The sequence below is a fragment of the Curtobacterium sp. ZW137 genome (genome assembly GCF_003762905.1).
Taxonomy (GTDB): domain Bacteria; phylum Actinomycetota; class Actinomycetes; order Actinomycetales; family Microbacteriaceae; genus Curtobacterium.
Genome location: NZ_RJKS01000004.1, coordinates 226,652 through 249,164, shown reverse-complemented (window position 1 = coordinate 249,164; position 22,513 = coordinate 226,652). Strand labels below are relative to the sequence as shown.

18 protein-coding genes are annotated in these 22,513 nt (G+C 70.6%); 7 read left to right on the top strand and 11 right to left on the bottom strand.

Features of this window, described 5'->3' with window-relative positions; translation table 11 throughout:
* Positions 1–113: 113 nt before the first annotated feature.
* From EDF55_RS14510 to rhaI, 3 genes are read right to left on the bottom strand one after another with little or no spacing between them, the layout of a single operon-like run.
* A complete protein-coding gene (locus tag EDF55_RS14510) occupies positions 114–1,607 on the bottom strand; it encodes a rhamnulokinase family protein (RefSeq protein WP_123655664.1) in 1,494 nt (497 codons plus the stop codon).
* A 4-nt stretch (positions 1,608–1,611) separates the two neighbouring features.
* Positions 1,612–3,696, bottom strand: coding sequence for a bifunctional aldolase/short-chain dehydrogenase (locus tag EDF55_RS14505; RefSeq protein WP_123655663.1), 2,085 nt, complete (start codon positions 3,694–3,696; stop codon positions 1,612–1,614).
* 2 nt (positions 3,697–3,698) lie between these two features.
* Complete coding sequence (gene rhaI / locus EDF55_RS14500; RefSeq protein ID WP_123655662.1) at positions 3,699–4,868, bottom strand: L-rhamnose isomerase; 1,170 nt, start codon at positions 4,866–4,868, stop codon at positions 3,699–3,701.
* Between the two features lie 216 nt (positions 4,869–5,084).
* Between rhaI and EDF55_RS14495 the strand changes: the two genes are divergently transcribed.
* The 4 genes from EDF55_RS14495 to rhaS all read left to right on the top strand — a co-directional run bounded on the left by EDF55_RS14495 (position 5,085) and on the right by rhaS (position 9,852).
* The gene (locus EDF55_RS14495; RefSeq protein ID WP_123655661.1) at positions 5,085–6,626 is read left to right on the top strand and encodes a sugar ABC transporter ATP-binding protein; all 1,542 of its coding nucleotides are present in this window, start codon (positions 5,085–5,087) and stop codon (positions 6,624–6,626) included.
* Positions 6,623–7,684 carry an ABC transporter permease gene (locus EDF55_RS14490; protein ID WP_123655660.1) on the top strand — a complete coding sequence of 354 codons (1,062 nt, stop codon included), beginning with the start codon at positions 6,623–6,625 and terminating at the stop codon, positions 7,682–7,684. Before EDF55_RS14495 ends, EDF55_RS14490 begins: the two co-directional genes overlap by 4 nt.
* The gene (locus EDF55_RS14485) at positions 7,681–8,715 is read left to right on the top strand and encodes an ABC transporter permease (RefSeq protein ID WP_123655659.1); all 1,035 of its coding nucleotides are present in this window, start codon (positions 7,681–7,683) and stop codon (positions 8,713–8,715) included. The genes EDF55_RS14490 and EDF55_RS14485 overlap by 4 nt, the downstream gene beginning before the upstream one ends.
* A gap of 87 nt (positions 8,716–8,802) precedes the next feature.
* Positions 8,803–9,852 carry a rhamnose ABC transporter substrate-binding protein gene (gene rhaS / locus EDF55_RS14480; RefSeq protein WP_123655658.1) on the top strand — a complete coding sequence of 350 codons (1,050 nt, stop codon included), beginning with the start codon at positions 8,803–8,805 and terminating at the stop codon, positions 9,850–9,852.
* Between the two features lie 112 nt (positions 9,853–9,964).
* On the opposite strand, the gene EDF55_RS14475 is transcribed toward rhaS, so the two are convergent.
* Positions 9,965–10,975, bottom strand: coding sequence for a LacI family DNA-binding transcriptional regulator (locus tag EDF55_RS14475; RefSeq protein WP_123655657.1), 1,011 nt, complete (start codon positions 10,973–10,975; stop codon positions 9,965–9,967).
* A 301-nt stretch (positions 10,976–11,276) separates the two neighbouring features.
* On the opposite strand from EDF55_RS14475, the gene EDF55_RS14470 reads away from it, so the two are divergent.
* The 3 genes from EDF55_RS14470 (at position 11,277) to EDF55_RS14460 (ending at position 13,504) form a co-directional block, all read left to right on the top strand.
* Positions 11,277–12,602: an MFS transporter gene (locus tag EDF55_RS14470; RefSeq protein ID WP_221180763.1), complete on the top strand. Its 1,326-nt coding sequence runs from the start codon at positions 11,277–11,279 to the stop codon at positions 12,600–12,602.
* Positions 12,599–12,991, top strand: coding sequence for an L-rhamnose mutarotase (locus tag EDF55_RS14465; protein ID WP_243698251.1), 393 nt, complete (start codon positions 12,599–12,601; stop codon positions 12,989–12,991). The genes EDF55_RS14470 and EDF55_RS14465 overlap by 4 nt, the downstream gene beginning before the upstream one ends.
* A gap of 81 nt (positions 12,992–13,072) precedes the next feature.
* Positions 13,073–13,504, top strand: a complete 432-nt coding sequence (locus EDF55_RS14460) for a DNA methylase (protein ID WP_123655656.1) — start codon at positions 13,073–13,075, stop codon at positions 13,502–13,504.
* A gap of 56 nt (positions 13,505–13,560) precedes the next feature.
* On the opposite strand, the gene EDF55_RS14455 is transcribed toward EDF55_RS14460, so the two are convergent.
* The 7 genes from EDF55_RS14455 to EDF55_RS18880 form a co-directional block, all read right to left on the bottom strand.
* The gene (locus tag EDF55_RS14455) at positions 13,561–16,227 is read right to left on the bottom strand and encodes a glycoside hydrolase family 78 protein (RefSeq protein WP_123655655.1); all 2,667 of its coding nucleotides are present in this window, start codon (positions 16,225–16,227) and stop codon (positions 13,561–13,563) included.
* A gap of 76 nt (positions 16,228–16,303) precedes the next feature.
* A complete protein-coding gene (locus EDF55_RS14450; RefSeq protein WP_123655654.1) occupies positions 16,304–17,233 on the bottom strand; it encodes a carbohydrate ABC transporter permease in 930 nt (309 codons plus the stop codon).
* Positions 17,230–18,201, bottom strand: coding sequence for a carbohydrate ABC transporter permease (locus EDF55_RS14445; protein ID WP_207909581.1), 972 nt, complete (start codon positions 18,199–18,201; stop codon positions 17,230–17,232). The genes EDF55_RS14450 and EDF55_RS14445 overlap by 4 nt, the downstream gene beginning before the upstream one ends.
* Positions 18,198–19,610 carry an extracellular solute-binding protein gene (locus tag EDF55_RS14440; RefSeq protein ID WP_185017418.1) on the bottom strand — a complete coding sequence of 471 codons (1,413 nt, stop codon included), beginning with the start codon at positions 19,608–19,610 and terminating at the stop codon, positions 18,198–18,200. Before EDF55_RS14440 ends, EDF55_RS14445 begins: the two co-directional genes overlap by 4 nt.
* A 120-nt stretch (positions 19,611–19,730) precedes the next feature.
* Positions 19,731–21,050, bottom strand: a complete 1,320-nt coding sequence (locus EDF55_RS14435) for a cytochrome P450 (protein WP_123655652.1) — start codon at positions 21,048–21,050, stop codon at positions 19,731–19,733.
* Positions 21,047–22,258, bottom strand: a complete 1,212-nt coding sequence (locus EDF55_RS14430) for an NAD(P)/FAD-dependent oxidoreductase (protein WP_185017416.1) — start codon at positions 22,256–22,258, stop codon at positions 21,047–21,049. Before EDF55_RS14430 ends, EDF55_RS14435 begins: the two co-directional genes overlap by 4 nt.
* Positions 22,255–22,446: a ferredoxin gene (locus EDF55_RS18880; RefSeq protein WP_185017414.1), complete on the bottom strand. Its 192-nt coding sequence runs from the start codon at positions 22,444–22,446 to the stop codon at positions 22,255–22,257. Before EDF55_RS18880 ends, EDF55_RS14430 begins: the two co-directional genes overlap by 4 nt.
* Positions 22,447–22,513: the final 67 nt, after the last annotated feature.

Genomic DNA, 22,513 nt, shown 5'->3' with positions numbered 1-22,513 from the left:
GCGCACCGTCGGCAGCTGCCGCTTGACCTTCGGCCGTGCGGTCGACGCGCTCCCCGGCCCGGGGAACGGTGCTCCGGTCGCGGGGTCGATGCGCTTGCCGTCGTCGGTGGTGGTCATGCGTGGCTCCTGACGTTGGTCCGGTCGGGTTCGGCGCGCGACGGCGCCGTGGGGGAGTAGCGCACGGGCTCGACGGTCCGCGCGACGATGCTCCGGAGTGCCTCCAGTGAAGCCCCTCCGAGGCCCGCGAGTCCAGCGGCGCGCGCCTGGACGAGCACGTTGCCGAGCGCCGTGGCCTCGACGGGGCCCGCCAGGACGGGCAACCCGGTGCGGTCCGCGGTGAGCTGGCAGAGCAGCCGGTTCTGCGATCCGCCGCCGACGACGTGCACGACACGGATGTCCTTGCCCGTCACCTCGGTGATCGTCCGCAGGGTGGACGCGTAGGCCGCGGCGAGTGACTCGAGGATCGACCGCACGAACTCCGCGCGGGTCGTCGGTGCGGGGAGACCGCGCGCCGAGCACCAGGCCGCGATCCTGGTCGGCATGTCGCCGGGCGGCGTGAACGACTCGTCCGCGGGGTCGAAGACGGTGACCGGGGTGGTGACGGCCGCGGCGGAGGCGATGAGGGCCTCCAGGTCGATGCTCGCGCCACCACGCTCCCAGGTCCGGACGCTCTCGGAGAGCAGCCAGAGCCCGGACACGTTCTTGAGGAACCGGACCCGGCCGTCGACGCCGCCCTCGTTCGTGCAGTTCGCGTCGCGCGCCGCGTCCGACAGGACGGGCGCGTCGAGCTCGACGCCGACCAGGGACCAGGTGCCGGAGGAGATGTAGGCGAAGTCCGGTTCGGTCGCGGGGACCGCGACGACGGCGGAGGCCGTGTCGTGCGACCCGACCAGCGTGACGGGTGCGCTGTGCCGACCGGTCCTGGCACCGACCAGGTCGGCCACGGACGGCAGCAGGGGACCGAGTCGGTCTCCGGGATCGCGCAGGGTGGGCAGCAACCCGGCCGGGAGGCCCGCAGCAGCCCGCAACGCCGGGTCCCACCCACGCGTGGTGGCGTTCAGGGCCCCGGTCGTCGATGCGTTCGTGCGCTCGGCCGCCTCGACGCCGGTGAGCCAGTACCCGAGGAGGTCCGGGACGAGCAGGGCACGGTCGGCTCCGCCGACCGCCGGGTCCGCGGCCCACTGGAACAGCGTGTTGAACGGCAGGTGCTGCAGGCCGTTCCGGCGGTACAGCTCGGCGGCGTCCATGCGCGCGTGCACCTCGGCCACCCCGCGCTCGTGCCGCTCGTCGCGGTAGGCGTACGGCAGCCCGAGCAGCCGGCCGTCACGGAGCAGGCCGTAGTCCACCGCCCAGGAGTCGATGCCGATGCTGGCGATGTCCGGGTGCCGGGCGACGGCGTCACGCAGCCCGACGGTCACCTGCCGGTAGAGCTCGACGACGTCCCAGTGCAGGGCGTCCCGGTCGTGCTCGTGGAGCGTCACGGGACCGTTCGGGAACCGGGCGACGTGCTCCATCCGCACGCCGTCCGTGTCGACGTGCCCGACGATCACCCGGCCGCTCGTGGCGCCGAGGTCGACCGCGGCCACGCTGCCGCTGCTGCTGGCCATGGCGCTAGCGCAGGAACGCCGCGGCGACGCCCGCGTCCACGGGCACGTGCAGCCCCGTGGTGTGCGAGAAGTCGTCCGTGCAGATCGCGTAGACGGCGTTCGCGACGTTCTCCGGCACGACCTCGCGCTTGAGGATCGTCCTCTGGGCGTAGAACTTCCCGAGGTCCTGTTCCTCGATGCCGTAGGTCTTCGCGCGGTTCGCACCCCAGCCGGACGCGAAGATTCCCGAGCCGCGGACCACCCCGTCGGGGTTGATGCCGTTGACGCGGACGCCGTGCTCGCCGAGCTCGGCCGCCAGGAGTCGCACCTGGTGGGCCTGGTCGGCCTTCGTGGCGGAGTAGGCGATGTTGTTCGGGCCGGCGAACACCGAGTTCTTGCTCGAGATGTAGACGATGTCGCCGCCGAGCCCCTGCTCGATGAGGACCTTCGCGGCGGCCTTGGACACCAGGAACGAGCCCTTCGCCATCACGTCGTGCTGCAGGTCCCAGTCCTGCTCGGTGGTCTCCAGCAGGGACTTCGACAGGCTCAGCCCGGCGTTGTTGACGACGAGGTCGAGGCCGCCGAAGTGCAGCAGGGTCTCCTGGACCGCACGCTCGATGTCGGCGGCGCTCGTGACGTTCGCGCTGACGCCGATCGCCCGGTCGGTGTTGCCGATCTCCGTCGCGGTCGCCTGTGCCTTCTCGAGGTCGAGGTCCGCGATGACCACCGCCGCCCCCTCGGCCGCGAGACGCTTCGCGATCGCCTTGCCGATGCCGCTCGCCGCGCCGGTGACCAGGGCGATACGGGTGGCGAGCTTCGCCGGTGCGGGCATCCGCTGGAGCTTCGCCTCTTCGAGGGCCCAGTACTCGATGCGGAACTTCTCGGCCTCGTCGATCGGGGCGTAGGTGCTGAGGGACTCCGCGCCGCGCATGACGTTGATCGCGTTGCCGTAGAACTCGCCGGCGACGCGGGCGGTCTGGGCGTCCTTGCCGTAGGAGAACATCCCGACGCCGGGGACCAGCACGATGAGCGGGTCGGCACCACGGATCGCGGGGGACTGCTCGTCGGCGTGCCGGTCGTAGTACGCCTGGTAGTCCTCGCGGTAGGTCGTGTGCAGCTCGTGCAGGCGTTCGATCTGCTCCTCGGCGGTGGCCGTCGCGGGCAGGTCGAGGATGAGCGGCTTCACCTTGGTGCGGAGGAAGTGGTCCGGGCAGCTCGTGCCCAGGGCCGCGAGTTCCTCGGCGCGTGCGGACGCCAGGAAGTCGAGGACGACGTCGCTGTCGGTGAAGCTTCCCACGACCGGCTTGTCGTGGCCGGCGATGCCGCGGATCGTCGGGGCGAGCGCGGCCGCACGGGCACGTCGTTCGTCGACGGGCAGCGCCTCGAAGCCCGGGCGGACCGGGCCGAACGGGTCCGCTGCGCCGTGCTGTGCGATGTACTGCTCCGCGGTGTCGATGATCCAGCGGGAGTTGCGCTCGGCCTCGTCGCTGGTGTCACCCCACGCCGTGATGCCGTGGCCGCCGAGGATCGTGCCGATCGCCTCCGGGTGGTCGCGCTTGATCGCGGCGATGTCGAGCCCGAGCTGGAACCCCGGACGGCGCCACGGGACCCACACGACCTTCTGGCCGAAGATCGTCTCGGTCAGGGCCGGGCCGTCGGCCGCGGTGGCGATGGCGATGCCGGCGTCCGGGTGCAGGTGGTCCACGTGCGGGGCGTCGACCAGTGCGTGCATCGCCGTGTCGATCGACGGCGCGGCGCCGCCCTTGCCGTGCAGGCAGAAGTCGAACGCGGCGACCATCTCGTCCTCGCGCTCGACGCCTGGATAGACGTCCTGGAGTGCGCGGACCCGGTCGACCCGCAGCACCGCGAGGCCAGCGGGGGTCAGCGTCCCGAGGTCGCCCCCGGAGCCCTTCACCCACAGCAGCTCCACCGGTTCGCCGGTCACCGGGTCGGTGGCGGTGCCCTTCGCGGAGGTGTTCCCGCCGGCGTAGTTCGTGATGCGGGGATCGGAGCCGAGCGCGTTCGACCGCGCGATGAGGGCACTGATCGTGGTGTCTGCGTCGGTGTCGCGCGTTGCGGGGTCCACCCGGGCCTCCAGGCTGTTGCTCATGGTCACGCGCCCCAACCGGCCTGGACGCCGCCGACACGCTCGTCGGCGATCGTGCGCTGGTAGCCGGAGTCGAGGTAGGCGCGCATCGGGTTCGCGGGGAGTCCGCGGGACTCGCGCCAGGCGGCGAGGTCCGGTCGGACGTCCGTCTGGAACGCGTCCATGAAGATCTCGTTCGCGCCGAGGACGTCGTGGGCTTCCTGCGCGGCGGTCAACGCCACGCGGTCGAGCAGCAGCGCACGGGCGGTCATCTCCTGCACGTTCAGCACCGAGCGGATCTGGCCGGGGATCTTGTCTTCGACGTTGTGGCACTGGTCGAGCATGAACGCCACATCGGGGTTGTCGTAGCCGCCGCCGCGGACGACCTCGACCAGGATGCGGAACAGCTGGTACGGGTCCGCGGCGCCGACGATCAGGTCGTCGTCCGCGTAGAAGCGCGAGTTGAAGTCGAAGGAACCGAGCTTCCCGAGACGCAGGAGCTGCATCACGATGAACTCGATGTTCGTGCCCGGGGCGTGGTGGCCGGTGTCCAGGCAGACCATCGCCTTGTCCCCGAGCGCGCTCGTCTGGACGTAGCTGGTGCCCCAGTCCGGGACGTCCGTGTGGTAGAACGCCGGCTCGAAGAACTTGTACTCGAGCACCAGGCGCTGGTCGTCCCCGAGCCGATCGTAGATCGTCGACAGGGAGTCGTGCAGGCGGTCCTGGCGGCTCCGCATGTCCTCCTGCCCCGGGTAGTTCGAGCCCTCGGCGAGCCAGATCTTCAGGTCACGGCTGCCGGTGGCGTCCATCACGTCGATGCAGCGGAGGTGGTGGTCGATCGCCTTCTGCCGGATCGACTCGTCGACGTGGGTCAGTGCGCCGAACTTGTAGTCGTCGTCCTGGAACGTGTTCGAGTTGACGGTGCCGAGGGAGACCCCGTGCTCCTGGGCGTGACGCTTCAGGTCCGCGAAGTCGTCGACGACGTCCCACGGGATGTGGAGCGCGACGGTGGGGGCGAGCCCGGTGTACCGGTGCACCTGCGCGGCGTCCGCGATCTTCTCGTAGGGGTCGCGCGGGGTGCCGGGTGTGCTGAACACCTTGAAGCGGGTGCCGGAGTTGCCGAAGGCCCAGGACGGGAGTTCGATCTGCTGGCGCGCCAGTTGTTCGGCGACGGAGCTGAAGCTCGCTGATGTCATCGTGTCACTTCCTCGTGTGCGATTGAATCGTTTCACACCGTACGCGTGCGTCGCGGGCTGCGCAAGCCCCGTCCTCGCTTCCTGCTCGGGGTGACGGAGTCGCCATGATCCTGCTGGTCACGACTCGGTAGCGGGGCTTGACGATGCGTCGGGTTCGCTCTACCTTCGGCGTTGAAAGGTTTCATCTCGCGTCAACGAAGTCGTGGAGCACGATCAATGCCGATCACCCAACCCGTCAGTGGACCACCGGTTCTCGAGCTCGAGCAGGTCTCGAAGTCCTTTGGCTCCGTGGTCGCCCTCACGTCGGCGACCCTCACCGTCGCCGCGAACTCCATCCACGCCCTCGTCGGCGAGAACGGCGCCGGGAAGTCCACGCTGGTGAAGATCGTGGCCGGGCTGTACCAGCGCGACAGCGGCGCCTTCCGGTTCCGTGGCGAGCCGGTGGACTTCTCGTCCACCGCGGCCGCGAAGCAGGCCGGCATCGCCGTGATCTACCAGGAGCCGACACTCTTCCCCGACCTGACGGTGACCGAGAACATCTTCATGGGCCGGCAGCCGAAGGACCGCTTCGGACGCATCGACCGTCGTGCGATGCGCGCCGAGGCGCTGGGCATCTTCGCCCGGTTGTCCGTCTCCATCGACCCGGACCGACTGGCCGAGGGCCTGTCGATCGCCGACCAGCAGATCATCGAGATCGCGAAGGCGATCTCGCTCGACGCCCGGCTGCTCATCATGGACGAGCCGACCGCCGCGCTCAGCGGCGTCGAGGTCGAGCGGCTCTTCCAGGTGGCCCGCAGCCTCCGGGACGAAGGCCGCGGCCTCGTGTTCATCTCGCACCGGTTCGACGAGGTGTTCGCCCTCTGCGACACCGTCACCGTGATGCGCGACGGCGCGTACGTCTCGACGGACGCCGTGACGGACGTCACCGAGGACGAGATCGTCCGGAGGATGGTCGGACGTGAGGTCAGCAACCTCTTCCCGAAGCAGCCGGCGACCATCGGCGACGTCGTCCTCGAGGTGCAGGGGCTCTCCACCCCCGGCGTCTTCCACGACGTCTCGTTCACGGTGCGTGCGGGGGAGATCGTCGGGCTCGCCGGACTCGTCGGCGCAGGGCGGAGCGAGATCGCCCGCGCGGTCTTCGGGGTCGACGACTACCGGACCGGCTCCGTGTCGGTGCTCGGCCGAGCCGTCGCGAAGCACGACCCCGGCGCGGCGATGCGCGCGGGGATCGGGTTCGTCCCGGAGGACCGCCGCAAACAGGGCCTGGTCCTCGACTCCTCGGTCGCACGCAACACGACGCTCGCGATCCGCGAGTCCCTCGCACGCTGGGGCTTCCTGCGGTCGCGCGACGAGAACGCGGCCGCTGCACTCTGGGCCAGCCGCCTCGAGGTGAAGACGAACGCGCTCGACACCCTCGTCGGGACCCTGAGCGGCGGGAACCAGCAGAAGGTCGTCATCGCGAAGTGGCTCGCCACCGCGCCGAAGCTGCTCGTCATCGACGAACCCACCCGCGGCATCGACGTCGGCACGAAGTCCGAGGTGCACCGGCTCATCAGCGAGCTGGCCGGCCAGGGGCTCGCGATCCTGATGATCTCGTCGGAGCTGCCCGAGGTGCTCGGGATGGCGGACCGTGTCCTCGTGGTCCGCGAGGGCCGGATCACCGCGCGGTTCGACCAGTCGGACGCGACGAGCGAGAACGTCATGTACGCGGCGACGCACGCCGCCGGTGTCGACGGTGCGGCGGGGGTGGCGGCATGAGCGCCGCGGTCTCCCAGCGGTCCACGGCGACGACCGCCGGCGGCCCGAGCCACCAGAACGCGTTCGGCCGCGGCGTCCGTCGGCTCATCCGGGCCCGCGAGACGACGATCTTCGGTGTCGCGGTCCTCATCGTCGTCGTCACCACCATCGTGAACCCGAACTTCCTGTTCTCGACCGACGGGTGGCGCGACCTCCTGCTCACCCCCGCGATGCTGATGCTGCTCGCCGTCGGCCAGGCGATGGTCATCATCACCCGGAGCGTCGACCTGTCCGTCGGCTCCGTGGTCGGGCTGACCGCGTACCTGACCGGACAGGTCTTCATCGGGATCCCGGGGATCCCGATCCTCCTGGTGTTCCTCATCGGCGCGGTCGCCGGAGCGCTGCTCGGCGTCGTCAACGGTGCCCTGGTCGCGCTGGCGAAGGTCCCGGCGCTCGTCATCACCCTCGGCACGCTGTACGTCTACCGCGGCGTGAACGTCCTGTGGACCGGCAGCAACCAGATCAACCCGTCCCAGCTGCCGCAGGGGTTCCTCGACATCGGGACCGCCTCCGTCCTCGGCATCCCGACCCTGTTCCTCGTCGCGATCGTCGTGGTCCTGGTGGCCGGCTGGTACATGCGCAACAAGCCGAGCGGCCGGGAGCTCTACGCGATCGGGTCGGACCCCGCGGCCGCCGAGCTCTACGGACTCCGCGTCCGTCGGCGGATCTTCTGGGCGTTCGTGATCTCCGGAGCACTCGCCGGGCTCGCCGGGGTGCTCTTCACGGCCCGCTACGGGACGAGCAACTCGCAGACCGGATCCGGCATCGAGCTGCAGGCGGTCGGCGCGGCGGTGATCGGCGGCGTCGCGATCTTCGGCGGCAGCGGCACGGTCTACGGCGCGGCGATCGGCGCGTTCCTGCTCATCACCATCAGCCGGGCGCTCCCGATCCTCGGCGTGCAGAGCTTCTGGCAGCAGGCCGTCGTCGGTGCACTCATCATCGGGGCGATCGTCCTTGACCGGTACCTGGCGGTCCGGCTGTCCAGACGGCTCATCGCAGAACGGGAAGACGCATCATGAGCGGCATCGAACTCGGCTCCGGCCGCGCGGCCACCAGCACCCGACCGATCCGCGCACACGGCACACCGCTGTGGCGCCGCCTGCTCGCCTCCCGTGAGGCCACCGTCGCGGCGGTCCTCGTGATCGCGGCGATCGTCGCCACGATCGTGGTGCCCTACTTCGGCACGACGACGACGCTGGCGTTCCTGCTCCTCGACGCGACCCCGATCCTGATGATCGCGCTGCCGATGACGTTCGTGATCATCACCGGCGAGATCGACCTGTCCGTCGGCAGCACGGTCGGCCTGAGCAGCGTCGTCCTCGGGCTCCTCACCCAGGCCGGCGTGCCGTTCCCGGTGTCGATCCTCGTCTGCCTGGTGGTCGGGCTCGCCTGCGGTGCCCTCAACGGCTTCCTCGTCACCGGTTTCGGGCTGCCGTCCATCGCCGTGACGATCGGCACGATCGCGCTGTTCCGCGGCATCGCGGTCGGACTCCTCGGGACGACGTCGATCGCGACCTTCCCGGCGTTCTGGCTCGACCTCGCACAGCGGCAGATCGGCACCACCGGCATCCCGGTCGTGATGGTGCTCGTCATCGTGCTCATCCTGGTCTTCGCGGCGGTGCTGCACTTCACGCCGTTCGGCCGGGGGCTCATCGCACTCGGGCTGAGCAGCGACGCGGCGACCTTCTCGGGGGTGCGCGTGGCGCGGTCGAAGTTCATCGCGTTCGTCCTGTCCGGGGTGGTCTCCGCCCTTGCCGGGGTGTTCTGGACGCTGCGCTACAGCACCGCCCGCGGGGACAACGCCACCGGGCTGGAGCTCTCCGTGATCGCCGCCGTGCTGCTCGGGGGCGTGTCGATCTTCGGCGGCAAGGGGTCACTGCCGGGCGTCGTCGCCGGTGTGCTCCTCATCGGCGTCCTGCAGAGCGCGCTCCAGCTCGCGAGTGTCAGCTCCGATGCCATCACCGTCGTCACCGGCGTCGTGCTGATCCTGTCCGTGGTCGTCCCGCAGATCGTCACGCGGGTCCGGGTGCGGCGGCCCCAGACCGGCTGACACCTCCTGTCCGCGACCTCCTGTCCCGACCTCCTGCCCTACTCACCTCCTGTCCCGCACGATCTCAGTACCGAAGGAAGAACAACGATGTTCCACACCTCCTCCCGTCGCTCCAAGCGACTCGTCGCGGTCGCGTCCGCGACCCTCGGCCTCGCCCTCCTGGTCACCGGATGCTCGAGCGGCAGCGATGCCGGCACCGGCGGCAGCAGCGGCGGCTCGAAGAACTACAAGATCACGTTCCTGCCCAAGTCCCTCGGGAACAACTACTTCAAGGCGTCCGACGGCGACGGCGGGAAGTCCGCGGTCGAGAAGTTCGACGGCACCTACGCCGAAGTCGGCCCGACGACCACCGGCGCCTCAGCACAGGTGAGCTTCATCAACACCCTCACGCAGCAGCACGTCGGCGCCATCGTCCTCTCCGCGAACGACCCGAACGCGCTCTGCACGTCGCTGAAGCAGGCGAAGACCGCCGGGGTCAAGGTCGTGACCTTCGACTCCGACGTCGACCCCGCCTGCCGCGACGTCTTCGTGAACCAGGCCTCCAGCGACGGGATCGCGCAGGCGCAGGCGGACAACATCGCCGACGAGATCGGTGGCAAGGGCCAGATCGCGATCCTCTCGGCCTCGGCGAACGCGACGAACCAGAACGCCTGGAACAAGGCGATGACCGCGTACATCGGGAAGAAGTACCCGGACATCGACATCGTGAAGACCGTCTACGGGAACGACGACGACCAGACCTCGTTCGACGAGACCGCCGCGCTCGTCCAGCAGTACCCCGATCTCAAGGGGATCGTCTCGCCCACCACGGTGGGCATCGCGGCCGCTGCCCGGTACCTCTCGACGTCGCAGTACAAGGGCAAGGTCGCGCTCACCGGCCTCGGCACCCCGAACCAGATGCGTGCCTACGTCAAGGACGGCACCGTCGGCAACTTCGCCCTCTGGAACCCGAGCGACCTCGGCTACCTGGCGGCGTACACGGCGAAGGCACTGATCGACGGCACCATCACCGGCAAGGACGGTGACTCGTTCAAGGCGGGCAAGCTCGGCGAGTACAAGGTCGGCGCCGACGGCACGGTGCTCCTCGGGAAGCCGACGACGTTCGACGCGAAGAACATCGACAAGTTCGACTTCTGACCCAGCCGCACAGCGCACGGGCCGGGGCAGGCGCCTCGGCCCGTGCTCCGTGTGTCGGGGCAGGCACCCCGGCCCGTGCTGCTCTGGTCGGCGCAGGCGCCTCGGCCCGTGCTCAGCGTTCGCGGACCGTGGACTGGCGCACCACGAGCTCCGGCGTGAACTCCACGTGCTCCAGGTCGACGTCCTGCCCGTGCTCGACCTGACGCACGAGCAGCTCGATCGCCTGACGACCGAGGTCCTGCGCCGGCTGCCGGATCGACGTCAGCGGGACCACGGCGGCCTCGGCGAACGCGATGTCGTCGTAGCCCACGATCGCGATCTCGTCGGGCACGACGACGGACCCGCGCATGATGAACGCCTGCTCGAGTCCGACGGCGATGAGGTCGTTCGCCGCGAACACGGCGTCCGGGCGCGAACCGGCGGGGCGGCGCTGGAGCTCCTCGCCGATGCGCCGTCCCTCGAGCACGGAGAGCGACGTCGTCCGCAGCACCTCGAGCGACGCGCCCGCTGCGGTCGCCGCGGCCAGTGCTCCGGCGTGCCGGTCCGCCACCTGCCGGATCCCGAAGGGCCCTCCGACGAAGGCGATGCGCTGGCGGCCGATCGCGAGCAGGTGCGACACCGCGATCCGGCCCCCGGCGACGTCGTCCACCGAGACCGACGCGAAGTGCTCGTCGTCGGCACGCCGGTCCACGAGGACCACCGCAGTGCCCTGGTCCCGGAGTCGTGCGAGCCGCGCGAGGTCGTCGCCGGCGGGGGAGATCAGGAGTCCGGCGACGCGGCGCTCCTCGAACAGGTCGACGTAGGTGGCCTCCCGCTCGGTGGACTCGTCGGAGTTGCCGATCAGGACCGCGAGGCCCTTCGACATCGCGGCGTCCTCGGCGCCGCGTGCGACGTCGGTGAAGAAGGGGTTGCCGCCGTCGAGGACGATGAGTCCGACGGTGGAGCTCCGGCCCGCCCGGAGCTGGCGCGCGGAGTCGTTCCGCACGAAGCCGAGCTCGGCGATGGCGTTCTGCACGCGTTCGACCGTCGCGGGGGCGACCTTCTCGGGGCGGTTCAGGACGTTCGACACCGTGCCGAGCGACACGCCCGCGAGCGCTGCCACTTCACGAACGCTCACCGTCATGCGGTCATCCTGGCATCCCGGTGGCCCCGCACCGTGCGAGGCGCGCCTCGCAGTGCCCGCTCGTTCCTTCCCATCACGTCCGCGATGGGAAGTGGAATCGCGCGTGGGTGGTCGAAAGAACTGACTTCCTACGCGCGATTCCACCTCCTACGCGCGATCCGACCCCCCCCGACTCCCGACCCCCGACCCCCGCACCCCGCACCCCACCTCGCCCTGCACTTGCGGCGAGGGAGCGGGACCGGATATCGTCCTCGCGCAGCGTTGAAACGATTCACTGACGAAACGGACGAACGGAGGACCAATGGCGGTCCGCATCGGAGCGAGCAACACCACCGGCTGGAAGGCCACCATCTCGGTGGCCATGTCGAACTACATCGAGTCCGGGTCGATCATCGCGATCGCCACGAGCCTGGCGTTCTGGCAGGCGCAGTTCCACATCGGCGACCTCGGCGTCGGGCTCCTCGCGAGCCTGTCCTCGAACGCCTTCGGCGCCGCGATCGGCGCGGCCATCGGTGGCCCGCTCTGCGACCGCTACGGCCGCAAGTTCATCTACACCTACGACCTGCTCCTCTACATGCTCGGCGTCGTGCTCGCGGTGTTCGCCGGCAACTACGGCATGCTCCTCACCGGCTTCATCCTCTGCGGCATCGCCGTCGGCGCGGGTGTCCCCGCGAGCTGGACGTACATCGCCGAGCAGGCCCCCGCGGGCAAGCGTGCTGCCCACGTCGGCACGGCGCAGCTCGCGTGGTCAATCGGCCCGATGGTCGGCTTCGCGCTCGCCATCGCCGCAGCGCCGCTCGGTCTGCTCGGCAGCCGGCTCATCTTCGCGCACCTGTTCGTCGTCGCGGCCGTGGTGTGGTGGCTCCGCCGCGGGCTCCCGGAGTCGAACATCTGGAAGGACGAGCGTGCCGCCACCGGTCAGGTCAGCTTCTTCCACGGTGTCGGCCAGCTCTTCAGCAAGCGGATCAACCTCGTCGCGATGCTGTTCCTGTTCGGCGTCTACGCGATGTGGAACACCGTCGCGGGGCAGGCCGGCATCTTCCAGCCGCGCATCTACGCCGCCACCGGGGTCACGAGTGTGATCGAACAGGACTCCCTGCAGGTCCTCGTGTGGTTCTGCACGGTGCTGACGACGTACTTAGTGTTCATGCGGTTCGGCGACCGGATCAGCCGACGCCTCCTGTTCGCCGTCGGGGCCGCACTCGCGATCCTCACCTGGGCGGTCCTGATCTACGGCCCCGCGAACCTCGGGACCCTGCTCTTCTTCGCGATCGGCTGGGGGATCTCGTCCGGCATCGGCGCGCAGGCGTTCTACGGCCTGTGGACGAGCGAGCTCTTCGCCACCCGCTACCGCGCGAGCGCCCAGGGCGTGCTGTTCCTCGCTGCCCGGGTCACGGTCGGTCTGCTGAGCATGTGGTTCCCCGTGCTCCTCACCGACATCGGCCTCCGTCCGCTCGGTGGCCTGATCATCGGCCTGCTGGCGGTGTCGTTCCTGGTCGGGACGATCTGGGCACCGGAGACGCGGGGCAAGTCCCTCGAGGAGATCGAGGTCGAACGCTACGGCACGGTCACCAGCGGCACGGGCACGGTCCGCACGGTCGACGAGCGCGCGGAAGCGTCCCGGTGATCGAGTCCACGGGTCAGCACCCGACGGGAGGCCCGGATCACGTCACCCGCGTCTGCTTCCGTCTGCAGGTGGCCGAGCAGCACATGGACGCCTACCGGGAGCGCCACGCCACCGTCTGGCCGGCGATGCTCCGCGCGATCGCCGGCGCCGGCCGACGGAACTACTCCCTGTTCCTCGACGACGACGGGCTCCTGATCGGCTACTACGAGACGGACTCGGTGGCCGATGCCGATGCGGCGCTCGCGTCGAGCGAGGTCGCGGCGGCGTGGGAGTCGCACATGCAGGACCTCTTCGACGGCGCGACGGGCCGGGCCGACCAGACCGCCCGGATCCTGCCGGAGGTCTTCAACCTCGAGGACCAGCTCGCCGCCGCCGACGCTCCCGACTGACGTGCGCCGCCCCCTCGCACGGTGCGAGGGGGCGCACACTGCTGCCCCGGCGCTCGGGACGCGGCGGGTAGCGTCCGCGCCATGGCTGACGTCACACACGCCGAGGACCTCGGGATCGACCTGTCCGACGGCAAGCCCCAGCAGCTCTACCGGTGGTTCCTCGCGAGCATGCTGTTCGGCAGGCCGATCCGGCAGCAGCTGGCGGCCGACACGTACCGCGCGCTCATCGACCAAGGGTTCACGAGTCCGGGGAAGTTCGCCGAGGCCGGTCGTGAGGGGCTGCGGAAGGTCCTGGACGAGGGCGGCTACGGGCGCTTCGACTACCAGATGACCGATGCGCTGCACGAGACCATGCACACGCTCGACGCCGACGAGGGCTCGGTGTCACATCTGGTGAAGACGGCGAGTTCGCGGCAGGAACTGCGCGACCGACTGGGCGAGCTCAAGGGTGTCGGGCCGAAGACGATCGAGATCTTCCTGCGCGACGTGCCCGACGCGGTCCTGCCCGACTGACGCCGGGCAGGACCTCGACGCGGTCCTGCCCGACTGACGCCGGGCAGGACCGCCGGTCACACCGGGACGGACGCCTCCCACATGCCGTGCGCCAGGTCGATCGGCGCGGCACCCGGCAGGTCGAGCACCGCGGTCGCCCCGACCGGGACCCGCGCGCTGACGGACAGCGTGCCGTCGGCCACCGACCAGTCGATCGAGGCGCGACCGTACGGGGTGTCGAGCGTCGCTCCCGCCGAGGTCAGCCCGCCGCCCGGCCGCGGTGCGAACCGGATGGTCCGGTACCCGGGGGAGGCGGGTGCGATGCCGGCGACCACGCGGTGCATGAAGTCGGCGACCGACCCCAGTGCGTAGTGGTTGAACGAGGTCATCCCGCCGGAGTTCACCCGGCCGTCGGGCAGCAGGGAGTCCCAGCGCTCCCAGATCGTCGTCGCGCCCTGCGTCAGCGGGTACAGCCACGAGGGGCAGGAGTCCTCCAGGAGCATCCCGTAGGCGTCGTCGGGGTGCCCGGCGAGCAGCAGCGCGTCGCAGACCACCGGGGTGCCGGCGAAGCCGGTCCCGATGCGGTGCCCGTTCTCCCGCACGAGCTCGGACAGTCGCGCACCGACCGGCCCTGCAGCGTCGACGAGCCCGAACACGATGGCGATCGCCGACGATGCCTGGGAGTCGTCGATCACGGTGCCGTCCGAGCGCAGGAAGCGGTCCTGCCACGAGACGCGGATCCGGGACGCGACGCCCGCGTAGTGCGCGGCCTCGTCCGTGTGTCCGAGCACCGCTGCCCACTGTGCGAGCACCGACGTCGACCGGTACGAGTACGCGGTCGCGAGGCAGTACTTGTCCGCCTTCGCCGCGGCGGCGTCCTCCGGCGGCGCGAGCGGGTCGAGCCAGTCGCCGAACTCGAAGCCGTCCACACGCACGAGTGCCTCGTCCGAGGTGGCGAGCACCCCGTCCACCCAGGCCTTCGCGGACGCCCACTGGTCCTCGAGGAGCCCCTGGTCGCCGAACGCCTGGTACAGCCCCCACGGCGTCAGCGTCGCCGCGTCGCCCCACACCGCGGCGTGGTGTCCGGCTGGGTCGGAATCGGGCAGCGTCGGCACGAAGAACGGCACGCCGCCGTCCGGGCGCTGTTCGAGCGCGAGGTCGCGGAGCCACGACCGCACCACGCCGGCGCAGTCGTAGAGGAACGCGGCGGTCGGCGTGAACACCTGCAGGTCCCCGGTCCACCCGAGGCGCTCGTCGCGCTGCGGGCAGTCGGTCGGCACGTCGACGAAGTTGCCACGCATCGACCACACCACGTTCTCGTGCAGTTGTTCGAGCCGCGGGTCCGAGCAGCGGAACCAGCCGGTGCGGCGCATGTCCGAGTGGATCACCTCGGCGACGACGTCGCCCGGCTCCAGCTCGGCGGCCGGCCAGCCCTCGACCTCGGCGTAGCGGAAGCCGTGCACCGTGAAGCGCGGCTGCCACGTCCCGCTGCCGTCGTCGCCGGGCCCGGAGTAGTAGACGTCGGTGGCCTTCGCGGTGCGCAGGGGCCGGGTCGCGAGCTCGTCGTCCTGCATCACCTCGGCGTGCCGCATCGTGACGCCGAACGGCCCGACCTCCTTGTTCCGGATGCGCAGGCGCCCGGGCAGGTTCTGACCGAAGTCGAGCTGGATCGCGCCGGCGTCCCAGCGGCGCGACCACACCGGTTCGCGTTCCTCGGTCACGCGGACCACCGGCCCGTCGAAGGGGACGAGTGCCGCGTCGGGACGGTCGACGACCTCGACCGCGTCCCACGCGGCGTCGTCGAACCCGACGGCCTGCCAACCGTCGGGTTCGACCCTGCCGTCCCACTTCTCTCCGTCGTAGAGTCCGGAGAGCAGGATCCCGCCGCGCGCCGCGCGCCAGGAGTCATCGGTGCCGAACGTCTCGGTGGAGCCGTCGGCGTACTCGACCTCGAGCTGGGCGATGAGCGCCAGCCGGTCGCCGTACACGTCGCGGACGCGGTCGTCCCAGGTGATCCGGCCGCGGTACCAGCCGTCGCCGAGGCGCGCACCGAGCGTGACGGTCCGCGGGCCGCCCGTGAGCATCGGCGTGGCGTCGTGCACGAGGTAGCGGACGCGGTGGCCGTACGAGGTCCAGCCGGGTGCGAGTTCGGCGTCGCCGACGCGGACGCCGTCGATCGTGACCTCGTGCAGCCCGAGGCTCGCCACGGCGAGCCGTGCGCGGACGACGTCGCCGGTCAGTGTGACCTCGCGCCGGAGGATCGGGGGCGCCTGGTCGACGCGGGTGTTCTCCCGCCAGGGCGCCGCGACGAACGAGGCGGTCCAATCGGTGTCGGACAGGAGGCCCGCCTCGACCTCCAGGGGCTCGCTCCAGTCGGTCGCGGTGCCGTCCACCCCGAGGGTGCGGACCCGCCACGTGGCGCGTTCCCGGGATGCCAGCGGGGCGAACGGCCACGGGACGAGGACCCCGGAGACGTCGACCTCGGCCACGGTGCCGGTGTCGGTCCCCGCGGAGCGGTGCAGGAGTTCGACCTCGGCGAGGCCGGGCTCCCAGCCGGAGTCGGCCTCCGCGACGTGCCAGGAGAGCCGCGGCTCGGCCACGCCGATCCCGAGCGGTTCGCGGACGTGTTCGACGGCGAGTCCCGTCGGGGCGAGCGCTGCGGTGGGAGCCGAGCCGGGCCTCCCGTCGGTCGATGCGGAACCGGCCACCCGCCGGGCCGTCAGGATGTCTGTCGTGTCGGTCATGCGTGGTCCTTTCGTCAGTCCTTGATCCCGGACATCGTGATGCGCCCGGGTTGGATTGCATGAACGTCTTCTGCGCTCAGTCCTTGATCCCGGACATCGTGATTCCTTGGATGAACGTCTTCTGGGCGAAGAAGAACAGCACCACGATGGGGATGAGGATGATGGTCGAGACGGCCATCAGCGGGCCGACGGCGGTGTCGCCCTGGGCCCCCTGGAAGAACGTCAGGCCGAGCGACAGCGTGTACTGGCTCGACTTCGTGAGGTAGAGGAGCGGTCCGAGCAGGTCGCTCCACGACGCCAGGAACTGGAACAGCATCACCGCTGCCAGCGCCGGCTTGCAGAGCGGCAGGATCACCTGGATGAAGATCCGCAGCTCGCCGGCGCCGTCGATCCGGGCCGCGTCGGACAGTGCCTCCGGGATGCCGAGGAAGAACTGCCGCATCAGGAAGATGAAGAACGGGATGCCGAAGAACGTCGGGACGATGAGCGGCAGGTACGTGCCCGTCCATCCGATGTCGCGGTAGGCCACGAACAGCGGGACCATCGTCACGTAGAACGGCACCATCATCGTCGCGATGAGGATCGTGAAGACGCCGTTCCGCCACGGCCACCGGATCTTCGAGACGCCGTAGCCGACCATCGCGCTGGAGAGCGCGGCGCCGATCATCGACGGGACGCAGATCACGAGTGTGTTCCAGAAGTACTGCAGCAGCGGGAACGTGGCGAGCCCGTAGGAGAAGTTGCCCGTCGTGATGGTCTCCGGGAACCACTTCACCGGGAACGCCCCGATGTCCGCCTGCGTCTTGAACGCACCCGTCACCATCCAGAACAGCGGCATCAGGAACACGACGCTGAGCACGATGAGGACGGAGTGCTTCGCGATCGACTCGGCGATCTGCGGCCAGGTCCGGCGGCGGTGCCGGGGGACCGGCTTGCTCGGTGCGGTGTTCCGCCCGGGTTCGCGAGCGGCCGCCGCGGCGGCGGTCGGGTTCTGGATGGCGGTCATCGCGCCTCACCTCCGTAGTAGACGCGCCGGCCGATGATCCGGTACGCGAGGATCGAGACGGCGGCGATGATGATGAACAGCACCCACCCGACCGCGCTCGAGAATCCGAGTTGGTAGTGGTAGAACGCCGACTGGTACAGGTAGACGCCGGACACCAGGGTCGAGCCGGCTGGATCGCCGTACCCGCCCGTCATCACGAACGCCTGCGTGAAGTACTGGAAGCCGGCGATGAGGCCCGTGATCGTCGCGAAGAGCAGCTGCGGGCTGATGAAGGGCAGCGTCACGTTCCGGAACTGCTGCCAGGAGCCGGCCCCGTCGAGGGAGGCTTGTTCGAGGAGGTCCTGCGGCACGCCCTGGAGTCCCGCGAGCAGGATCACCATGAGGTTCCCGACGCCCCAGAGCCCGAAGAGGATCAGCGCGGGCTTGGACCAGTCCGGGTCGGAGAGCCACCCGGGCCCCTGGATGCCGAACAGCCCGAGGACGTTGTTGATCACGCCGTACTGCGGGTTGAGGACGTACGCCCAGATCACGGCGCTCGCGACGATCGGCACGATCGACGGCACGAAGAAGACCACGCGGTAGAACCCGAGGCCCTTCACGCGCCAGTTGAGCAGCAGCGCCAGGCCGAGGGCGACCGCGATGCCGAGCGGCACCGAGATCACGGTGATGAACAGCGTGTTGCCGAGGGAGAGCCACCACTGCCCGTCACCGAACAGCTGGCGGTAGTTGTCCCACCCGACCCACTGCCGGGTGCCGCCGAGCAGGTTCGCGTTCGTGAAGCTGTTCACGGCGCTGGTGATGATCGGACCGCCGGTGAAGGCGATGAGCCCGATGATGGCGGGCGCGGTGAAGAAGAGGCCCCACAGGAACGTCTGGCGTTGCGCGCGCGTGCGTGGGATCCAGTGGGTGAACCAGGACGTCCCGCGCGGCTTGGCACCGCGCGTCGTGATGCTCCGTGTGACGCTCACGGGTGCTCCTTCCGGAACTCGTCGAGGGCCGAGTTGACCTGCGAGGCGACGCTCTGCAGCGCCCGCTTCGGGGTCGTCTTGCCGTAGATCGCGCTGCTGACGGCGACGTCGAGCGCGGTCGCGTAAGTGCTCGCGACCGGGATGGTCGGGCGGATGTTCCGGGCGGCGAGCAGGCCCTCTCGGTAGATCGCGACGTTCGGGTCCTTGCGGAACTCCTCGAGCACCGGGGACTTCGTGTAGCCGGGCAGGAGCGTGCCGTACTCGTAGTTCGACTCGGTTCCCTTGTCCGACACCGTTGCGAACTGCAGGAAGTCCCAGGCGGCGTCGTGCTCCTTGGACTCCTTCGGGATGAAGAGGTCGTAGCCGCCGAGCCAGGTGGCGCCGCCGGGCTGGCCGAGCCCCTCCGCGTAGGGGAAGAGCGCCGCACCGAGCTCGACCTTCGCCTTGTCGCCCTGCTTGTAGACGTTCGAGCTGTCGGTCGTGGTCATCGGCGCCATGCCGACGTTGCCGCTGGCGATCGTCGGCAGGGTCTGTGACGGCGCGGTGACGGCCAGCTGGCTCGCGCCGCCCACCTTCTTCGCGTAGTCGCACATCCACTGCAGCGCCTGCACGATGTTGTCGTCGTCGGGCGTCGCGACCTGGTTGTCGTCGCTCATGAACTTGCCGCCGAAGGCGAAGCCCATCGTGAACATCGAGTTGCTGAAGCCGTAGTAGTCCCACGGGATGGTGCCGATGCGGGTGACCCGACGGCCGTCCTTCGTGAGGATCGCGTCCGAGAAGCGGTCGAGCTCGTCGATCGTCTTCGGGGGTGTCTCCGGGTCGAGCCCGGCGGCGGCGAACACCTTCTTGTTCCAGAACAGCGGGAAGTTCACGTCGACGAGGATCGGGTGCGCCCAGATGCCGTCGGTCGCGGTCATCTGCTTCCAGACGGCGGGAGCGTAGTCCGCTTCGCCCAGCCCGGCCTTCGCCATGTAGCCGTCCAGGCGGGTCACGACGCCGTAGCCCGCGAACTGCGGGTACTCCTCCGGGGTGCAGAAGGCGAGGTCCGGCGGGGTGCCGGCGGCGATCGCGGTCTGCAGGCGGATCTGGGTGTTGCCGGACAGCGGTGCGTAGGTCACGCGGACGCCGGTGTGGGACTGGGACCGCTCGTACAGCTCGGCGAGCATGACCCAGGCGTTGCCGAGCGTGCCGCCCCAGATGTTGTACATCTCGACGACGTGCTCGCGACCCGATGCCGGGTCCTTGCTGAGGCGGATGCCCTGCTGGTCGGCGGCGACGGCGCCGCCGGAGATCACGGTGCAGCCGGCGAGCCCGATGGTGGCCGTGCCGGCAGCGAGTGCGGCGAGGAACGCCCGTCGGGACACGTCGCGTGCCGCGGGCCTGGTGGGCGGGAATGGTGGTCTCGTCATCGAGTACCTCCGGTCGTCGTCGTTGATGATCGGGCGCCGTGGGTGGCGTTCATCGTTCGCGATGAATCGTTTCAGCGGTGTGGCGATGAATATACGCATCCGTGGTCATGGGCGCCAGTGTTAATTCACAATGATGGATGAAACTGACTGGCGGTCGGTGTTGGGCTCCTCCGCATCCCGTGCGCGGTCCCACGCGACGACGACGGCGCCCGCCTCGTAGGTCGCCACGGGGTTCGCGAACGGCAGCGGGCGGAGTTGCTCGGCGTCGACCAGGCGGAGCCCGGGCAGGCCGGTCAGCAGCCGGGTGATCGCCAGGCGGATCTCCAGCCGGGCGAGCTGCTGGCCGATGCACCCGTGCGGACCGTGGCCGAAGCCGAGGTGCCCGAAGGCGTCCCGGTCCACGTCGAACCGCTCGGGGTCCTCGAAGCGCCGGGGGTCCCGGTTCGCCCCGACCGGGGAGACCGACACCGTCTGACCCGCACGGACGGCCACGCCCTCGATCTCCAGGTCCTCGGTCGCCGTCCGCGGGAACAGCGTCAGGAACATCGCCCCGGTGCGCATGAACTCCTCGATCGCGGGGGCGACCCGCGCCGGGTCCGCCCGGAGCCGCTCGAGCTGGTCGGGATGGGTCAGGAGCGCGACCGTCGCCGTCGCGATCAGGTACGCCACCGAGTCGTGGCCGGCGCTCATCAGCTGGAAGACCAGGCCCTCGAGCTCCTCGCGCGAGAAGTCCGAGGCGAGCAGGTCCGTGATGACGTCCTCGCCCGGGTCCGCCGCCCGCCGGTCGACCACCCGGCGGATGAAGTCGAACCGCTCCTGCGTCGTGGTGCCCCGGACGAAGTGCCGGGAGAACTCGGGGACCAGGTCCTCGTGCACACCGATCACGCTGCAGTGGGTCCGCGCGGCGATCGGCTGGGCGTACTCCGCGAAGAGGTCGACCGGGCCGCCGGTGCTCCGCAGGTGTTCGAGCTGTCGCTCGACGGACGCGTGCACCTCGGGCTCGCGGCCGCGCACCTGCTTCGCCGAGAACCGTCCGGTCACGCCGCGGCGCATCCGCTGGTGGACGTCGCCGTCGAGCGCGAGCAGGTTCGCCGCGTCGATCGAGCGCCGGGCGGCGTCGTCGAGCGGTGGCGTGGGCGGTGGCGCGGGCGGCGCAGCCGGGTCCGGGTCGTGGTCCGGCGTCCCACCCTCCGCCGGGTCCGGCGCGGGACCGCAGGGCATCCGGTGCGGCACCTGGCTGAAGCGCGGGTCCCCGAGCACCGCCCGCGCGGCGTCGTACCGCGTGACGACCAGGCCGACGTGGCCGTCCTGGTACTCGAGCGGGGTGGCCGGGCCGGCGTCCCGCCACGCGGCGAACCGCAGGGACGGTGTGAGCGGGGTGCTGTCGGCGGGCAGCTGGTGGAACGAGCATCCGGACACGGGGGCCTCCTGGGGGTTCATGCCCGCACGGGCACGGGCACGGGCACGGGCACGGGCGCGGATCGGTCGAGTTCGGTTCGGGCGCGCCGGAACGCCCGCGGTGCACCCCATCCGACGACGCCGGTGGTGGTGCCGACGCCGTCCCGCTGCACGAGCACGTCGGGGTCGTCGGGCCACGGGGACAGCGGCAGCGCGGCGTCGAAGGTGCCGGCGGCCTGGATCCGGAGCCCGTGCACCTCGGACCAGAAGAACGGCGTCGACGCGGGCGTCGCGGCGCTGCCGGTGATCGTCGCCGCGACCGAGAGCGCCTGTTCGACGGCGTTCGTCTGGTGCTCGACGCGGACGGCCCGACCGGAGCGCGGGTCCCGCCATCGGGCGACGTCGCCGATCGCGTACACGTCCGGGGCGGCACGGCCGAGTTCGTCGCAGCCGACGCCGTCGGACACGTCGAGCCCGGACCCGGCGAGCCACGAGGTCCGCGGTCGCCCGCCGGTCGCCGCGACGACGAGGTCGGTGGCGACGGAGTCCCCGTCGCCGAGGAACACCGTCGCCGCGCCGGTCCGCACACCGGCGCCGGTCGCCGCGCCGGCACCGGCGTGTGCGACACCGCGCACTCCCACGCCAGCCCGCACGTCCACCCCGTTCCCGCGGTGCAGCGCCAGCAGTCGATCGGACAACAGCGGCCCGACGGTGCCCGCGGACAGCCGTCCGCTCCGCCCGACCACCACGACCTCGCGGTCGTCCCGACGGGCCGCCGAGGCGATCTCCGACCCGAGGACCCCCGTCCCGATCACGGTGACGTGCCGGGCCGTGGCCCACGCCGCCCGCAGCGCGAGGGCGTCGTCGAGGGTCCGGAGCTGCCGGACGCCGTCGGCACCGGGGAACGACGGACGGACCGCCTCGACCCCGGTCGCGACGACGAGCACGTCGTACGCCAGCAGCTCGTCCCCGACCTCGACGCGGTGTGCGAGCGGGTCGAGTGCCGTGGCGGCGGCACCGCTCCGCAGCGTCACGTCGAGCTCCCGCAGCGCGGCGGCCGTCCGGAGCGTGGCGCGTGCCGGCTCCCACGACCCGTCGAGCACCTGCTTCGACAGCGGCGGCCGGGCGTACGGATCGTGTGGTTCGGCGCCGACCAGCGTGATCGGCCCGGTGTGCCCGGCGGCCCGCAGCCCCTCGGCGCAGGTGACGCCCGCGACCGAGGCGCCGACCACGACGACGTGCACGCTCACTCCTCGATCGTGATCGCGCGCGCCGGGCAGAGCGCCGCGGCACGTCGGGCGTCGGGCTGGTCGGGCCCGTCCGGCCGCTCGACCAGGAGTTCGACGATCCCGTCGTCGTCCTGGTCGAACAGCTCGCCGGCGACGAGGGCGCACTGGCCCGCCCCGACGCACGCACTGGTGTCGGCGATGATCCGCATGGTGCCTCCCGTGGCTCCGCCGGCCGTGTGTCGACCGGTCCCGTCGACGCTAGGTCGACGATCGCGC

Coding starts and splice junctions, on each gene's coding strand:
- EDF55_RS14510 (WP_123655664.1), bottom strand. CDS start 1,607: ATGGCCAGCAGCAGCGGCAGCGTGGCCGCGGTCGACCTCGGCGCCACG.
- EDF55_RS14505 (WP_123655663.1), bottom strand. CDS start 3,696: ATGAGCAACAGCCTGGAGGCCCGGGTGGACCCCGCAACGCGCGACACC.
- rhaI (WP_123655662.1), bottom strand. CDS start 4,868: ATGACATCAGCGAGCTTCAGCTCCGTCGCCGAACAACTGGCGCGCCAG.
- EDF55_RS14495 (WP_123655661.1), top strand. CDS start 5,085: ATGCCGATCACCCAACCCGTCAGTGGACCACCGGTTCTCGAGCTCGAG.
- EDF55_RS14490 (WP_123655660.1), top strand. CDS start 6,623: ATGAGCGCCGCGGTCTCCCAGCGGTCCACGGCGACGACCGCCGGCGGC.
- EDF55_RS14485 (WP_123655659.1), top strand. CDS start 7,681: ATGAGCGGCATCGAACTCGGCTCCGGCCGCGCGGCCACCAGCACCCGA.
- rhaS (WP_123655658.1), top strand. CDS start 8,803: ATGTTCCACACCTCCTCCCGTCGCTCCAAGCGACTCGTCGCGGTCGCG.
- EDF55_RS14475 (WP_123655657.1), bottom strand. CDS start 10,975: ATGACGGTGAGCGTTCGTGAAGTGGCAGCGCTCGCGGGCGTGTCGCTC.
- EDF55_RS14470 (WP_221180763.1), top strand. CDS start 11,277: ATGGCGGTCCGCATCGGAGCGAGCAACACCACCGGCTGGAAGGCCACC.
- EDF55_RS14460 (WP_123655656.1), top strand. CDS start 13,073: ATGGCTGACGTCACACACGCCGAGGACCTCGGGATCGACCTGTCCGAC.
- EDF55_RS14455 (WP_123655655.1), bottom strand. CDS start 16,227: ATGACCGACACGACAGACATCCTGACGGCCCGGCGGGTGGCCGGTTCC.
- EDF55_RS14450 (WP_123655654.1), bottom strand. CDS start 17,233: ATGACCGCCATCCAGAACCCGACCGCCGCCGCGGCGGCCGCTCGCGAA.
- EDF55_RS14440 (WP_185017418.1), bottom strand. CDS start 19,610: ATGACGAGACCACCATTCCCGCCCACCAGGCCCGCGGCACGCGACGTG.
- EDF55_RS14435 (WP_123655652.1), bottom strand. CDS start 21,050: ATGAACCCCCAGGAGGCCCCCGTGTCCGGATGCTCGTTCCACCAGCTG.
- EDF55_RS18880 (WP_185017414.1), bottom strand. CDS start 22,446: ATGCGGATCATCGCCGACACCAGTGCGTGCGTCGGGGCGGGCCAGTGC.